The sequence below is a fragment of the Paenibacillus cineris genome (genome assembly GCF_018333335.1).
Lineage (GTDB): Bacteria > Bacillota > Bacilli > Paenibacillales > Paenibacillaceae > Paenibacillus_AQ > Paenibacillus_AQ favisporus.
This window is the reverse complement of sequence record NZ_BORU01000005.1, coordinates 335,821-351,469: the sequence shown is the minus strand read 5'-3', so window position 1 is coordinate 351,469 and position 15,649 is coordinate 335,821. Positions and strand designations below refer to the sequence as shown.

Annotated in this window: 17 protein-coding genes; all 17 read right to left on the bottom strand. The window is 52.3% G+C overall.

Features of this window, described 5'->3' with window-relative positions; translation table 11 throughout:
* Positions 1-14: 14 nt before the first annotated feature.
* The 17 genes from KI379_RS30860 to KI379_RS30780 all read right to left on the bottom strand — a co-directional run bounded on the left by KI379_RS30860 (position 15) and on the right by KI379_RS30780 (position 15,595).
* A complete protein-coding gene (locus KI379_RS30860; RefSeq protein ID WP_076174461.1) occupies positions 15-1,076 on the bottom strand; it encodes a glycosyltransferase family 4 protein in 1,062 nt (353 codons plus the stop codon).
* 27 nt (positions 1,077-1,103) lie between these two features.
* On the bottom strand, positions 1,104-1,439 hold the full coding sequence (locus tag KI379_RS30855) for a hypothetical protein (RefSeq protein WP_076174152.1): 336 nt from the start codon (positions 1,437-1,439) through the stop codon (positions 1,104-1,106).
* A gap of 304 nt (positions 1,440-1,743) precedes the next feature.
* Positions 1,744-2,958: a glycosyltransferase family 4 protein gene (locus tag KI379_RS30850; RefSeq protein ID WP_076174144.1), complete on the bottom strand. Its 1,215-nt coding sequence runs from the start codon at positions 2,956-2,958 to the stop codon at positions 1,744-1,746.
* Between the two features lie 153 nt (positions 2,959-3,111).
* A complete protein-coding gene (locus tag KI379_RS30845; RefSeq protein ID WP_076174141.1) occupies positions 3,112-3,828 on the bottom strand; it encodes a glycosyltransferase in 717 nt (238 codons plus the stop codon).
* On the bottom strand, positions 3,825-4,757 hold the full coding sequence (locus KI379_RS30840; RefSeq protein WP_212985920.1) for an NAD-dependent epimerase/dehydratase family protein: 933 nt from the start codon (positions 4,755-4,757) through the stop codon (positions 3,825-3,827). The genes KI379_RS30845 and KI379_RS30840 overlap by 4 nt, the downstream gene beginning before the upstream one ends.
* A complete protein-coding gene (locus KI379_RS30835) occupies positions 4,718-5,569 on the bottom strand; it encodes a dTDP-4-dehydrorhamnose reductase family protein (RefSeq protein ID WP_089548438.1) in 852 nt (283 codons plus the stop codon). The genes KI379_RS30840 and KI379_RS30835 overlap by 40 nt, the downstream gene beginning before the upstream one ends.
* Positions 5,569-6,552: a polysaccharide biosynthesis protein gene (locus KI379_RS30830; RefSeq protein WP_076174136.1), complete on the bottom strand. Its 984-nt coding sequence runs from the start codon at positions 6,550-6,552 to the stop codon at positions 5,569-5,571. The genes KI379_RS30835 and KI379_RS30830 overlap by 1 nt, the downstream gene beginning before the upstream one ends.
* Entirely contained in the window at positions 6,545-7,636 is a 1,092-nt protein-coding gene (gene wecB, locus KI379_RS30825) for a non-hydrolyzing UDP-N-acetylglucosamine 2-epimerase (RefSeq protein ID WP_089548439.1), read from the bottom strand. The genes KI379_RS30830 and wecB overlap by 8 nt, the downstream gene beginning before the upstream one ends.
* Before the next feature lie 17 nt (positions 7,637-7,653).
* Positions 7,654-9,099, bottom strand: coding sequence for a glycosyltransferase family 4 protein (locus KI379_RS30820; RefSeq protein ID WP_076174131.1), 1,446 nt, complete (start codon positions 9,097-9,099; stop codon positions 7,654-7,656).
* A 146-nt stretch (positions 9,100-9,245) separates the two neighbouring features.
* Positions 9,246-10,385 (bottom strand): glycosyltransferase family protein, encoded by a 1,140-nt coding sequence (locus tag KI379_RS30815; protein ID WP_076174129.1) that lies wholly within the window; start codon positions 10,383-10,385, stop codon positions 9,246-9,248.
* A 32-nt stretch (positions 10,386-10,417) separates the two neighbouring features.
* Positions 10,418-11,503 carry a CgeB family protein gene (locus tag KI379_RS30810; protein WP_373309633.1) on the bottom strand — a complete coding sequence of 362 codons (1,086 nt, stop codon included), beginning with the start codon at positions 11,501-11,503 and terminating at the stop codon, positions 10,418-10,420.
* A 183-nt stretch (positions 11,504-11,686) separates the two neighbouring features.
* Positions 11,687-12,013 carry a hypothetical protein gene (locus KI379_RS30805; protein ID WP_076174127.1) on the bottom strand — a complete coding sequence of 109 codons (327 nt, stop codon included), beginning with the start codon at positions 12,011-12,013 and terminating at the stop codon, positions 11,687-11,689.
* A gap of 3 nt (positions 12,014-12,016) precedes the next feature.
* Entirely contained in the window at positions 12,017-12,316 is a 300-nt protein-coding gene (locus KI379_RS30800; RefSeq protein ID WP_076174124.1) for a hypothetical protein, read from the bottom strand.
* Positions 12,313-12,669, bottom strand: coding sequence for a restriction endonuclease subunit S (locus KI379_RS30795; RefSeq protein WP_076174457.1), 357 nt, complete (start codon positions 12,667-12,669; stop codon positions 12,313-12,315). Before KI379_RS30795 ends, KI379_RS30800 begins: the two co-directional genes overlap by 4 nt.
* Positions 12,670-12,699: 30 nt before the next feature.
* Positions 12,700-12,987, bottom strand: coding sequence for a nucleoside-diphosphate sugar epimerase (locus tag KI379_RS30790; protein WP_076174121.1), 288 nt, complete (start codon positions 12,985-12,987; stop codon positions 12,700-12,702).
* 152 nt (positions 12,988-13,139) lie between these two features.
* Positions 13,140-14,519: a glycosyltransferase family 2 protein gene (locus KI379_RS30785; RefSeq protein WP_212985919.1), complete on the bottom strand. Its 1,380-nt coding sequence runs from the start codon at positions 14,517-14,519 to the stop codon at positions 13,140-13,142.
* 53 nt (positions 14,520-14,572) lie between these two features.
* Positions 14,573-15,595, bottom strand: coding sequence for a GT-D fold domain-containing protein (locus tag KI379_RS30780; protein WP_244169397.1), 1,023 nt, complete (start codon positions 15,593-15,595; stop codon positions 14,573-14,575).
* Between the last annotated feature and the right edge of the window lie 54 nt (positions 15,596-15,649).

Here is a 15,649-nt window from a genome sequence, read left to right as displayed (position 1 = left end):
GTCCGTTTTAAAATTTAGATGTTGTTCAACATATCAATGAAATTTACGCTATACCTATACGGAGTAAATTCTGTCTTAACTAAGTGCTGAGCAGCATCCCTAATGCTTTCCCTCAGTCCAACATCTTGCATGAGGTTCAATCCCTCAATGACAGCCTGGTGAACATTTCCCAGATTATAGTTCTTTCCTGTAACATTATGCTTGATGGTGATCGTTACTCCATCGGAATTGGTTGCTAAAATAGGGCATCTGCAGCTCATCGCTTCCAATACCGATAGTGGCCCACCCTCCACTTTCGAAGTGGAGCACATAAATCCGCCCGAATCTCCAATCGAAGAATAATAGTACTGCATTTCTTGATTCGGGATATTAGCATGCATGGTTAGCCGGGGGCCCAGCTGCAAGTCGTCCACAACTTTTAAAAACTGCTGGCGTTGATCGGGGTCACCAAGATTGGGATCCTCAAACATCCACAGCTGCAAATCGGGCACAAAATGCGTTAGTTGATGGCCGATATACAAAAATTCCCGCCAGTTTTTATTATCGTCTATCCTTCCCAGCCAGGCGATGACCGGGTAGGAAAGCTTGGTCGTTTGGCGATAGGTAAACGTCTCCGAATTAATACTGTTAGGAATGATATAACAGGGGATGTACGGAAACAGTTCCTGGAATAAAGCAGTGATATGCGGTGTGCTGGGGTTCATTAAGGCGGATGCGTAAGCATTCACATAGGGAACGGCCTCGGTCAGCTTGCTTCGGGCTACCTCTTGTGGCCCGTAACCCTGAATTTCAAGCACCAGCTTGCCGGTATATCCAAGTTGGCGGAACCGGGGGAAGCTCTCATGATCTGTCGTAACTACGATCACGTCATAACCGCCCGCATCCAGTATTTGTTTGATTTCCGCGTCATCATTGGTAATATAGATCGGAAAATCCGCCCTGTTCTGCATGCCCGCCCCCCAGAAATAATACAAACAGGAAGCCTCGATTCCATGATTCCTCAGTTCATGGCAGCGCAAACGATTGATCGTATCCATCCCGCCGCTCGGCACGTAAAATACAAATAAGACCTTCATTGACTCCTCCTCCCGTCCTGCAGCCATTTAGTTTTCTCTCATCGTGTCCTCCTGTGTGTACTCAGCAATCAACATGCCCTGATTCTTTATCTTGAAAACGACACCCGTATGCGCCAGGTTATTGATGTTGGTAACAAGTACTAGCTCAAACGGTGAATAGTTAGTCATAATATCGTGAACACCAACCCACTCATCCGCCCCCGCATGGATCAGGCCGATATAAAATAGTCCCTCAATGCCATACCCGTGGATCAGCATTTCAAAGGGAACTTCCCCGGAATTGTTTATCTCCAAATCAACAGATTGAATACAGCGGCTGTTTATGGGCCCGTCGGCATTCGACACCAGTCGCAATATGGACATATTTATTCCCCCTGTGATTTATTTGGACGTTTTTGCCATATGAGGTACCGCCCTGGGGACGGTACGTGGGATAGATTATCGCTCTCCTATATCAAAGGGGCGGTCTAATTGCAGAACAGGGATATCCGGCAGCTTGTAATCCTTCGGGAGATTCGCAAAAATCTGATTCCAGACCAAATAATCTACCTTTATTTCCAAATGGGAAGACTGGACCGTGAAAATACGGTTATATAAATCACCTATGACCTTAAAAGGTTCTTCAGACATAAGCCTCTCAATCCTTTCCTGGGCTCTTGATTCAAGCCTAGCCAATAACCTGACGATACAGTTCCAACAGCCGCCCAACCATCCGATCCAAGGACCAGTGCTCCTCTCCCCAGGCGGAAGCATTGCGGCCGAGTTGTTTGCGTAACCTCTCATCCTCCAGAAGCTGATGCAAATGCTGCGTCAAGGATACCGGATCTTTTATCGGCGAAATAAGACCCGTCCGGCCATGTTCAACCATCTCCGGCAGGCCGCCGGCATTCGATACGCACGCAGGGAGCCCGGCAATCTGTGCTTCCATGACCGAGAACGGCTGATTGTCCTGGATGCAGGAGTGCACGAATATATCCGACTGCATGAGAAGAGCTGGGATGTCATGGCGTTCGCCTAGGAACAAAACGTCATTGCTCAAGGCCAACCCGTCAACCTGCCGCTGCAGTTCTTCCATCTTCTCCCCGTTCCCGACGATCCAGCATACCCAATCCTGCCGAATATATTTCAGCATGCCAAGCGCCGATATAAGCACATCGATTCCTTTGACAAAAGACAATCGGGCCGGGAAGATGATCACCTTTTTATCCACAGGGCGCTGCATGTTGGTTCCAGCCTGGGCCTTCCTCCAAAAATCGAGGGTATCCAAACCGTACTGGAATACGCAAACTCTGTTCTCAGGGACCCCGAAATCACGTATCAGTTCGTTTTTCTGCCAATGGGTTGACGTAATCGTAACGGCACCGGAGGTAGCCCCATAGTACTCGATAGACTTCAGATACTTCCATGCAGGCGATCCCTCTGTGATGCCAAGGTGAGGATTCAATCGAAAATGATTGTGGAGCTCCCCGGAAACCGAGCCGTGTACCTGCGCTACCAGGGGCACGTGAGCCGGCTTCACGCGGCTGATCGCTCTAGCCGCAAAAATATCTTGGGTGTGTATAATATCATATTGATCAAGACCGAAGTATGCGGCGGAAAGTTCCAAATGATATCGGTCCTCTTCGTAGAAATAAATGATCCGATCAGCATGCAGCTGAGGTGCATATTCCTGTGCCAGCTTGGCGGACAGAAACGGGCGAATTCGGTCCTTGGGGAGCTCCCGGCCGCGGTTTACGATGTGGAATTTAGAATAATCCGGGCTGTTTCCAAAAAGATCCACCTGATGTCCCATCGCTTCTAGCCTCTGTTGGAGTTGTGTCATATACTTCCATACTCCGCCAACATGGGGAATCAGCCAGTAGGTTGCCAGTAAAATCTTCATCTCTTCTCCTTCCTATGAGTCCGGTGGGATACTGGATTCACCGATCTCACTTCTGTGCCGTCAGCTTATATCAAATTGATGAAAGAAAGCACCAAAACCAAGGGTTCCGGTGCTTTCAGTGAATCTGGCGAAGATCACCGGGCAGACTGCCTATTATTCCATCATGGCTGAGATTCGGCCAATCGCGTAACTGACCTTCTGCCAAGTGACCGCACTCTCCCGTTTAATGACTTCCTGATGCCGCAGGGTTCCCATCGCCTCATGCCAGCGGTAGCCGACCAGCGCTTCGTTTAAGTAATGAAACGAAAAGCCGGCTTGAATCGCCCTGCCCCACATCTCCAGGTCATGCGTGTATGGAAGGGACTCATCGAACAGCCCGATGTAACAAAATAATTCTTTTCTCATCATGACCGTGCACCCGTTAACTGGGTTGGCATGGCTCAGAAAGTACCGGTAGAAATCAATCATCCGTTCATATGATACGCCCGCATGGTACTTCACAACTTGACTGTTCTTGTCGATATTATTGAAATTGGTATGGGAGATCCACGCATTCCTCTCCAGCATGAATAACACCTGGTTATTGATTTTGTCCCTGTAAAACAAATCGTCTGAGCTCAGCCACGCGATATATTCTCCCGACGCATGGCGGATTCCGTGGTTGAGTGCACTGGCAGTGCCTCCGTTAGCTTTTCCCAGATAATGAATGTAGGGCCTGTAAGGTGCCAATCGTTCGGCATGCTGTGTCGATCCGTCATCAACCACAATGATCTCTATGGGGCTGTAGGACTGCGACAGGGCGCTTTCAACCGCCTGCCCTACATATGGATCGTTGTAAAAAGGAATGACGATCGTGACTAAAGGTCTCATTTGGAATCACCTCCACAGGTACGAAAGTATTCGAGAACATCGGTAAGGGATGTGCGGAGAGGAATGGAAGGTTCCCAGTCCAGTCCCTTCATCCTGGGGGCCGTATTCTTTGGATTCCCCTGGCTGGAATTCTCTCCTTCGCCCCACTCGATAGGGAATGGCTTCTCAAAAATGTCCATATAAAGATCTGTAATTTCGCCGAGTGTATATTCTTTTCCTGACCGGACGGAGTAGATCTCTCCGGGGAGTCCTTGCTCCAGCAAAATCTTATAAGCTATAACCGCATCACGGACGTCTAAAAAGTCTCTGCGTATGATGCGTGAGGGAATGTGGAAAGCTTCATCCGTTTCCCCCCGTTCCCAGGCTGAGATATGCTGCCCCAGCAAACTGCAGAAGCCTCTCGACGGACCCGGGCCTATAAGATTAGACGGCTCTGCCAGAATGATAGCCTGGCCGAACAGCTCTTTCCATGATAGGGCCGCTGCCTTCTGCAAACTTTTGCTCAGGCCGTAGGGGTGAGGCGGCCTAAACGGCGGATACAGAGGAAAAACCAGCATTGAACCGGTGATCAATATCCGACAGAAAGGATAAGGACGGAGGGCATTCAGGAGATAGAGCGTTGGGAGCACGTTGGTTTCCATATAGAGCACCGGTTCCGTCCAAGACTCGGGCACCGAGTTCTTGCCGGCCAGATGCAGGACATAATCCGGAGCAATGGTCCCGACAAGCTCTTCAATGCCCTTCTTGTCAAGGAGATCGCATGTATAGTATTGGACGCCCTCAACCTTATCGTCTTCGCTGATATGACGAACCAAAGCGGCAACCTGCATACCCTCCCCGGCAAAATACCGGCAGGCATGGCTGCCGGTAAACCCCGAAGCTCCGGTGATTAGAATGATGCGCTGTAGGGAGTCGTTTCTCGCATCCATTGTTTCAGCTCCTTCAGCATGTCTCGATAAGGCGGAACCTTGTAAGTCCAGTCGCCTCGAGTCGAAACCAGCGTCCGGTCCTGAACGGGGGTATGACCCGCAACCACGGTCACATCCTCCAGGTTCCAAATCTCTTGGAACAAGAGAAGAAGATCGTGCTTGCTGATCGGTTCCGGATGAGCCAGATGAATCAGCCCAGATAATGATGGCGTAAATAATGCAGTATCGATCGCTTTTGCCAGTTCCAGCGTGGTTACCCCGTTCCAGAACACGTTGCAGTACCCTGTCACGATTCCCCGCTGGTGCATGAACCAGTGCATCAGCCCGATTCCGTGCGAGCGGATCTCCGGGCCGATGATGGAGGTACGGATCGTCAAATGTCCCGGGGCTTGGACTTCCCCCAGCGCTTTGGTCATTGCGTAGACGCTCGTTCCATCGGGTACGTCGCTCTCCCGGTAACCTCCGCGCGTTCCTTCGAACACGCAGTCGGTGCTGATATGAATCAATCTGGCCCCGACCGAATCCGCCGCCCGGCGGAGACGATGCGGCAGAAAGCCGTTGATATGGTAGGCATTGATTTTGTCCTCTTCCGCAAAATGGTTGAGTACGCCGATGGCATTGATGATGCAATCGGGTCTCACGATCTCGACCAATTTATCCACTGTCCCGATATCGGAAGCATCCATGATTAGTCCACCGCTGTTGCGGGGATCCCGGGTCGTGTAGAAGACCTGGTGCTTGCTTTGCAGCTTGAAATAATCGACCAGCATATGGCCTGCCATCCCGCTTGCTCCCAGGATCAACAGCTTCATTATAAGAACCCCCCGCGCTCCAAAATATTGCGGATTTCCTCTTTGCTCATCAGGTGGGTGTTTGAAGAGAAGCTGCTGAACGAGACCGGCTGGCAGTGACTGTACCGATATTTTAGGCCAGGTATGTTGAGTGTCGGCAAAATGACCAGATATTCTTCGTCAAACACGACGGTCGAAAGACTCTCATAGTCGCTCATCAAAATTTCATGAATTTTTTCACCCGGACGAACGCCGGATTCAACAATTTGAACATCCTCCCGTCCGGAAGCCTCGATCAACACCTCCGCCAAATCTACGATCCGGCAGGCCGGCATCATCATGACGAAAATTTCGCCGCCGACGCTTTCTTCCGCCGCTTTGAACAGCACGGCGATCGCATCGCGAAGCGTTAAGAAGAAACGTGTCATTTTCATGTCGGTGATAGACACATAGCCCTTATTACGTATCTGTTCTTTGAACACATGCACGACGCTGCCGTTGGTTCCAAGCACATTGCCCCCACGCACGGTGACGAATCGGGTATCGGTGTGAAGCAGATTCGCGTATACGATCAATTTCTCCCCGATGGCCTTCGTCATCCCATAAAAGTTGGAGGGATTTGCAGCCTTGTCAGTCGAAATATAGAACACTTTCTTAACTTTATTTTCAATTGCGGCCTCGATGACGTTCTGTGTGCCGATCACGTTCGTTTTCAGTGCTTCATAAGGCTGATCCTCGCATACCGGAACATGCTTAAGGGCCGCCAGATGAAACACGTAATCGATATTTTGGCATGCCGCCATCAAAGCTTCTTTGTCACGAATGTCTCCGATCCGGAAATGCAGCCGGTCATTTTCGAATTCCCGGCTCATGGCGACTTGAGAGGATTCATTCCGCGAGAAAACCACCACTTCCTTTGGAATGAGCGGCAGCAATTGGGCAATTAACTCATAGCCCCATGATCCGGTGCCACCGGTCACCAATATACGCTGATTTTCAAACATGCACATTCCCTCCAAGCAGAAATTTGACAACCTTATCCGATACATCTTCGGCCAGGTATCCCTGGGGACACTGCCACATCGTGTTCAACTCAAGCATCAGGGCAGCTGAATCGGCAATCCGCTTCGCATCGACGCCTGATACGATGTTGCTCCCGCAATCCACCGTTTCCGGCCGCTCCGTCGTTCGCCTCATCGTGACAGTCGGTACCTGCATAATGCAGCACTCTTCCTGCACGGTTCCGCTGTCCGTTAGTGCACAGCAGGCAGATCGCTCCAATTGGACAAAGTCGAAAAATCCAAAGGGTTCATGAAATTCCACCAGAGGGTTCATGGAAAATCCGGAGTGCTCGGCAATCCGTGAAGCGGTCCGGGGATGAATGCTGCAGATGATACGACGGCCGTGATTTTCAGCGATCAGGTTGAGCCCCTGCATAATCTGCTCCAGATGCTCTGGCCGGTCCACATTCTCCGCACGGTGCGCGGTGACAAGAAAATACTCCTTCGGCTTAAGACCCAGGGTTTTCAGAATATTGCTGCTCCGGGTCTGGGGTTCGTAATACTTCATTACTTCATAAATGGGGTTTCCTGTAAGAACGATCCGATTGCTCGGAAAACCCTCGGCAATCAAATGCTTCTTGCTCTGTTCTGTATACGGCATATTAATAGAAGAAATCGTATCGATGATACGCCGGTTCTTCTCCTCCGGAACGTTCAGGTCGAAGCAGCGGTTTCCGGCCTCCATGTGTACCACGGGATATCCGAGCCTTTCGGCCAAAATCGCGCAAAGAGCGCTGTTGGTGTCCCCAAGAAGCAAAATTTTGTCGGGCTGCTCCCGCTTCAGGATTTCTTCCATTTGGGAGAACATCGCCGACAGCTGCATTCCCAGGGAAGCTGCCGAGTCCTGCAGCACGTAATCGGGCTTTCGCAATCCCAGTTGGCTAAAAAAGATCCCGCTCAGCCTTTCTGCAAAATTCTGTCCGGTATGCACCAGCACGTGGCGCTCCGCATACCGGTCCAGCTTCGGAAGAACGAGACTGAGGCGGATGATTTCTGGCCTTGTACCCAAAATGGTCATAATTCTCATATCTTCCGTCTCCTAATCTATCGTTTCGCTGCCCTCCGTCGCCCGACGGATTTACGCTTCTTGCTCCTCGATCTTCGGAAGGTTTTTCCTCGCGCGGATCTTCGTGGCCTTTTCGCGAGCTTCTTCAACTTCCTTTTGCGGGTAATCCGTATATAATAGAATCTTCTTCGACTGGACCTCCGCACTTTGCGGGGGGCCTGTGCCTTGTCAACCGGGGGCTCCGCTTGTACCTGGGGTCCCTCCACCAGGAGGGGGGCTCGGTTTCCGGCTGTCAGCCAATGAGGATGGTATTCGCGCCATTGACTGATGATTTGATCCAGCCTCCATTGGTAGGCTTCAATTCCGTACAACGCCCTCGCCGCCGCTTCATTGTGTATGCCGATATTCTTCAAGGCATCCGGATCGCTCAGCAGCATGGCAACCTTATCGGCGAGCCCTTGGGCGTCCCCGACGGGTACCGCCAAATGTCCATTGCCTGTACTTTCCATCAGCTCACCGAGCCCCCCGGATGCAAAGGCCACAACCGGTTTTCCGCACAACATGCCTTCCAGCGCGGTCATGCCAAAACCCTCGGACACCATGCTCGGTACGACCAGAATGTCCATCGCGCTGTAAACCGACTGAACCGATTCCACGAACGGGATAAATTGGAATCTTGATCTATAACCCGAAAATCTGACATCCGCCAAACAGGCATCGTAATAACGGTGATCCGCAGCCCGGCCGATGATCACAAAACGGCAATCGGGATGGCCCGGGCATAGTGACAACGCCATACGAATAAACTCTCTAAGGCCCTTTTCCGGATGAATAAAAGCGGAAATGTAGCCGATGCACTTATGTTCCTCTTTTAGCCCGATCCCCTTTCGTTCGCTCTGCCTTACGAGATTACCAAAGGAGTGAAGCCGCTCGCTGTCCGTCGATGGAGGGAGCAGGCTGATCGGACTGCTAATTCGCCCGTAAAACACACGGGCGGCAGACTCCGAAATCGCAATGATCCAATCGCTGTAATTGTCTACAATGGTTAGCACTTCCGACGTGAATTCGTTCTCCTGAATCACCTCCGTCACTTTCCAAATGACGGGGATTCCCAGCTGTTTAGCGGCGAACGCGGGCAGCGCGTTGACGATCGTGTTCGTCAGCACCAAATCAGGCGCGGTCTCTCCGATGAGCCTGACGACAGAAGCATAATCGGGATGGCTGCGTAGCTCATCGGCATTCAGCGGCAGCCGGGAATCCGGAGTATACATCCCGTATAGCAAGGGAAAGGTCTGAATCATGACCACCGTTCCCTGCTTTCGGGCGTGGTCTGTCAGCTTACCTTCACCTGGAGCCACCAAGATGCAATTGAAATAAGACGCCATGCATCGGCAGAACAGGAGCAGCAGCTTCTCGGCTCCTGTAATGCTTTTGGTGTTGCTGACATGCGAGAACAGCATCAATTTGGGTTTAGTCATATCCATGTTTTAGGCCCACCTGCAAAAATCGTACAGGGGTGCGAATCACACCTCCTTTCACCCAGATAATACAAGATATGAGAGGCGACACTTGCCGGCACTGACACATGCTACCCGTCATTCGTACAAAAAAGCCTCCAAACGTATAGAGACTACGGGTAAATGATCGTGAGCATCTCGTTCAGGCGTTTGCCGTACGTATGGTCTCTGAACGTTCTCTCCAAGGCATTCAAGGCGATCTGTCTGCGTTCTTCCTCGTGGGCAAGATAGTATTCAATTTTGTACAATAACTCCTCCGGTGAACTGTAAGTTTCGATCTCCACGCCAGGCGTATAAAATTTGGCCAGGTCGCTCCGGCTGTCGCTTAGCTGAAGCGTCGCGCAGGCGGCAATTTCAAAGGTGCGGGGGTTGGGGGAAGCTGCGGGAATTTTAATAGCGTTGTTGTTGACGGTATCGTCTTCATGGGATCGGTGCAGATTGATGACGATCTTGGAACCGTTATAAGCCTCCGCGGTCTCGGCCGGGCCCATCCATTTGTTGAGCTCGATGCGGTCCTGATAGGCTGTATATTGAGGCAGACGGTCCCACCAGATCCCGTTGAATACGGTATTATGCTGCATAAGCCGGTCGATGATCGGATCAAAAAAGCCGATGCGGTTCCAGTACGCCGAGCCGATAAAGCTGACATCCCGGCGAAGCGGAGATATATTCCTGGATGGCCGGTAGTATTCGGTGTGTGCAGCAAAAGGCAAATGATAGACATGCGTGCATCCCAACTGCTGATAAAAAGGTACGCAGTTGGACTCCAACGTGAAGATGTAGTCGTAATGTTTGACGTTCTCCGTCGTCATGTCGGTATAGTAGGGATCGTCCGTAAGCCAGACGGCCGTACGGATTCCAAGCTGCCGAATGATATCCATCATTTCGTTGTTTACGAACATGCCGTCCAAAGCGAGCACCAGATCTGGAGCCGCCTGCAAAACTGCTTCGACGGTGATCTGCCCCGGTTCGATAATAACCACCTCGGCGACCATCGTCCGGAGCGTGGAAGAGATGGCCTCGTCCAGCGGCGAATACGGGTACCCCTTGCCCGAAGCGATATACAAGACGCGAATTTGACGGAACGGGACGGATTCAGGCGGCCGGCTGGCGATCACGTCCGCACGGCCTCGCAAATAACCTTCGTCATATCCGCGGCGATAGCCGTCCTGTCGTCCCCTGGCTCTCGCTTGGGCGGAATCGTAACTCAGGGTCAGCTCAGGGACCCTTGAGGGCCATTTAACCTTCGACATATCGACACTCCCTTGTTTGATATTGTCCGGTGTCAGAACTGTTCCAGAAACGTTCTCATCCGGGAAATAAACGTATGCTCCTGCCGAGTCGTGTACAGCCCGCGGGCCGCCATGATTCTCCGCTCCTCTTCATGCTCCAGGTAATAGATGATCTTGTTTTTAAGTTCCTCAGTGGATGTATAGGTTTCGATGTCATAGCCTGGTCTGTAATAATTGGTGAGATCTTCGCGGATATCTGTGATCTGCATCGCTCCGCAAGCACTGATTTCATAGGTCCTGGGGTTGATCGATTTGCCGCTGATCCGATGACTGTTGCGGTTGTCCTGCCCCCATTCGTCGGGACGATGGATATTGATGACCACTTTCGCCCCATTGTAATAGCGGACTGTTTCCTCCGGCGGAATGAACCCAAGCTGTACCGAGCGGCCCAGCAAATCCTGCCGGGACAAGCGCTCCCAGAACCCCCCGGCAATCAACACTTTTTTATCCTTCAGAAACGGTGCCATTTCGTCAAAAATAGCGACACGGTTCCAAAAGGCATTGCCTATAAAGCAAATGTCGTACAGGTGCTCCGGTCCGCAGCGCAGAGGCTTGAACATGTCAGCGTTCACGGCCAGCGGCAAATAGTGGACTCTTTTGACCCCAAGAGCACTGTAAAAAGGTACGCATCCCAGCTCGTGGGTAAACACGACGTCGTACGCGGTGCATGCGGCCGCGGTATCCTCGCTAAAATAGGGATCATCGACAAACCAGACGGCCGTCTTGATCCCCATCGCGCGAACCCGCCGGATATCCTCCAAATGATTTTCGGGAAATACATGCAGTCCGTTCAATACGAGGATGAGATGCGGACGCTCCTTTTGAGCAAGCTCCAGCATCTTTGGAGCCTCTACGACGATACATTCTCTGACCAGGCTGCTAAGCGCGGCAGATATACCCTGATCAATGGCATGAAAGCCCTGCGGAATATAAAATACTTTCATGTCCCGGAAATAAGGCTCCGGAGCGGGTATCCGTTCCATGACAGCCTGACAGACACCAAGGCGCAAGCCGTCCTCGTAGCCCTGCAGGTAACTGGCGCTTGCCGCCGTTTCAGCCACATTTTCCACAGTCTTCACCCTGTCTGTCTTGAATTGTGAAAGAACAATATAAATATATGCGGAAGAGGCAATTGCATCATGGACGACTGCCTTCGCGCGGATAAATTGGCGGATGCCCTGCCGAAAAACGGCAAAAAGCCTTTCGCCCCATGGCTGTCCCATGGAGCGAAAGGCTTGACTGTGTCCCGTTCCCTCACGTTATTACTTGGATTGGTAGGCTAGCAAATGACCATCTTCATAGCCTTTGGCAAAACCCGCGTTAAACCCTTCATTGTAAGCTTCGTCAAATCCTTGGCTGTACGCCGAGTCCGGACTGGTATGAGGCTCTACACCTTGAGCCACAGGCACAGGCAGCACCGGCTTTACGACCCGTTTCCGTTTTCTGCGAATGCTTTTGATCCGATGCTTTCTTTTTTTGGGTAGCAGGTGTTTACGCCGCTTTTTCAACTTGATGACTCGCGCCTTACGGCTAAGCAGCAGGCGCTTCACGGATTTTGGCCTCCGATGACGTTTTTTCTTCGTTATCATCCGTTAATCCTCCTGTAATTCTCGGGTGACTGCGAAATGGGCGGATAGAGATGCGTTTAACCAGGGCGGCGCGGAATTCCCGCTTCGGGGCTGGCACAGGCTGATGCCCGTGAGCATCCGGCATAATGCGTCTTGATGCTGCGTCAGGAGCCGGATATTTTCAAGAAGTGCCCGGGCAGAGAGGTCCGACTCGGAAGAAATGTCGGCGATGCTCCCGAGAATCCGAGCCAGCGCCTTTTGGCTGAGCGCGATGGATTGAATCAGCTCCAGCTTCGTTTCTTGCTCACGAAGGAGCAAACTCATTTGCCCATGTCTCCGAGGCCGCCGTAATCACCGCCGCCAAACATGCCTTCACCACCACCACCACCGCCGCCGTACTCTTCTTCTTCCTGTACGAGCAATGCTTTCAAGTTGCTGCACAATCCATTCTCCATCTTCGTGAGCCCCTCCAAAAGCTCCACGATCTGACCGTGAATCTGCAGAGGCTCGCTCAGTTGATTTTCATGGCTTGCAAACGCATCCGAGTTCAAATGATTCAGCGTCCAGTTCCGCATTTTTTCGGCTTCGACCGCTTTGGCTTCCAGAATCATGGCGATGTTCCACTGGATTTTGGAGGCGGCGTCCAGCATATGCAAAAAGGCCTGTTCTCTGCTCATATCCAGCACTCCCTTACGTTTCTCCCGAAATTATTCCTCTTCATTGCTGCCCATCTCTTTCACCACATGATTCAACGTTTCCGCCAGCGCTTCCTGCAGGTCAGCAATGCTGCTAAGGTAAGAAATAATGCTCTTGTTGATCTGGCTGGAATTTTCAATCAACCCGCTCACACCGTCAAATTCCGGATGTTCATCGGGCAAATCATGAATAATCTGGGCCATCCGGACCGCCACTTGGCGCTCGGCATCCAGAACCCTGGCCATTTGCTGCTTGGAATGTGACATATGGGTGAGCATTTCGTCAATTTTGCTCTGCATTCCGGTCCCTCCCTGGTGATAGGTCACGCCTTCTGCGAATAGGCGGTCCGCCTGATCCGCATCTGCCTGCTATATCCTATGCCGCCATCCTGAAGTCAGTTACGCGATTGGGGGCAGCATCCGTTTTTTTCTCATCTTTTTTTAGAAAACCGTCAAAGCACGGGATTATCCAGGTGTGGGGGGGCGATGATCAGATCCCCTTCCGGCACAGAATTTAACCGCTCGAGCGGCCACACCGATCGTTTTCTCAACGCCATATGCCATCGTTCCAGGGTATGCAGCGATGCAAACGGCCTCATCGTTCCGCGGGACCATTGGTACACCCGTCCACCGGGGCCCTCCACCAGCTGACCGGCGCCGGCCTCCCCGGCCGATAAGGACTCATCTATTGCTGCCGAATCCAGCATTTCCCGGATCTGCTCGCTTGTCAGAGAATACTCACCGTCTGGAATTTGCCGGATATCTAACCTTGACAGCAGTACGGCTTCTGCACCCACTTGTTCCGCCCCGCCGCTAAGGGCGTACTTGCGCCCGTTCAGCAGAAAATACACAAGGCCAGACTGGTCCCGTACCAGTACATGTGACGGGTAAAAATCATGCCCGCTTCGCAATCCGGGAAACCGAGCCAGCGCGCCTTCCTTCATGTTTGTCACCCAAGCGTAAGGATTATCCCACTTATTCGTGTAATACAACTCGTTATGATGATGGACCGACTCAAACTGCTGGCCCAACTGTTTCATGCTTACGCTTCCGAAATGGTGGATAAACGAATCCCCGGCAATAAACAATTTCCGGCCGGTCAGCCGGAGCCGGATGATCCAGTCGTCGTCTTCATAGTTGCCGATCCGGTACCCCTCATCCAAATAACCGATGTGGTGCAAAACATCTCTGTGGAGCAGCAGGCAAAAGCCGACCAATCGGTCGGCTTCACGCCACTTCCCTTCGTCCGGCACATTATGACCGGCTGCAAATTCCCACATCTCCTTCACATCTTCGTAAGGAACCGGAATTTGCTGTTCGCCGCTAATATAGTTCGTCACAGGCCCCACGGCACCGATCTGAGGGTCGCTGTCCAGGCAGCGGAGCATGTGGGTCAGCCAATTCGGCGTGACAAGAATATCATTGTTCAGGATGACAACCGTTTCTCCCTTGGCCATCATGATGCCGTAATTGACGCCGCCGGCAAATCCGCGGTTCTGCTCCAGCCTTGCAAACCTGATTTTCCCGCCAAACGGCTTGAGGCAGGAGGCAATATCGTCCGTAGACGCATTGTCAACGACAATAATCTCATGCGGTTCCGGCGTATGGGCCTCGATGCTCCCTATACACTGGATCAGATATTCCGCCTGGTTATAGGTCGGAATGATGATGCTGGTGCCTTGAAACGGAATATGGAATGTGTCCCTTCCCTTTACCAGCCCTTCCGTGTACCCGCGTTCGTAACCCTCGTTATATCGGTCGCTTCCAGAGGATGAGGGAGGAGACTGCCGGATTGGCCGGCGGCCCCTTGCACTCCTGAACCGCTTTATCATTTCAATCCCTCCCCGTTTTGCACACATGATATTTCTCTCCGCTATACACCTTACTATCTGGCATAAGGAATCTCACCGGAAACGAGCTTATCCGCCAAATGTCCAAAATCCAGCGCAACTTTGCCCAGCTGGCTCGCGATACGCTCGCAGATCACGACCGCGGGAATGCCGCTGGCCACGAGAGCCAGGTCAAATTCGCATATGGCCGCCTCCTGCATCACCCTTGGAATGTCCGAAAATCCCCGCACCGGGCTGATTACACCGGCTATGGTCAGCGAAGCCGAAGCCAGCAGCGTATTCGCAAGCTCGGGAGCCCGGTTTCCGATCAGAAGCAGCCGTTTCCCCGGGAGAAGCTGCTGCAGCAGACCATGCTCATGCAGCGCATAATTCATCGTGGATGTCGTCAGTGTCAGGCTGCGGTAAGATAGCCCGTAATACCGGAGCACCGGGAACAAAAGGCCCTGGAACGTCGGCAGACGGGAATGCGGAATGCCGATGATCCCGGCCATGCGGAGCGAATCGGCCAGCATATCTCGTGCCTGCGGATCAGGCAGCTGCATTCCTGCTGTCGAGAGAAAGCGCCCCTTTTGTCGGACTTCCTCCAGCGGAAGCACGGTGTCATGGGCCAGGGCCAGCAATTCTCCGTCTCCCAGTCGGACAACCGACAGGGGCTGGCCAACGGCCAAGGCATGCGCCATGCGGCCATGGACCTCTTCGGGGCGCAATAGCTGGAGCCAATGTTCCCGGTATGCCGATACTCCCGCGGCGATTACCTCATTGGCACCTATATCCGGCAGTACCGTATACGGTGGAAGCTGGGAGGCGACTGTCTCCTCCACCCCTTCTGCATATCCGGCCTGGTAAGCAGCGTCCTGCACCTTTTGGATATCGATCGAGGGCTCCGTACTGGGTTCACTGGGCCTCTCTTGGGGAAGAGGATGCACCGCGAGGGGAGTAAGCCCCAGCAGGTTCGGATGCTTTATACCATTTCCCCGCTGGCCGTACTTGTGCTTTCTTTTCTCCTTTCGGTTCAGGGGAGCATGCCGCCGACGGAGTATTAAACGTCGCTTGGCCAATTTGACACGAAGAGCCCTCTTCCATGGAGGAATGAAGGCTCTGTTTCGGATCCG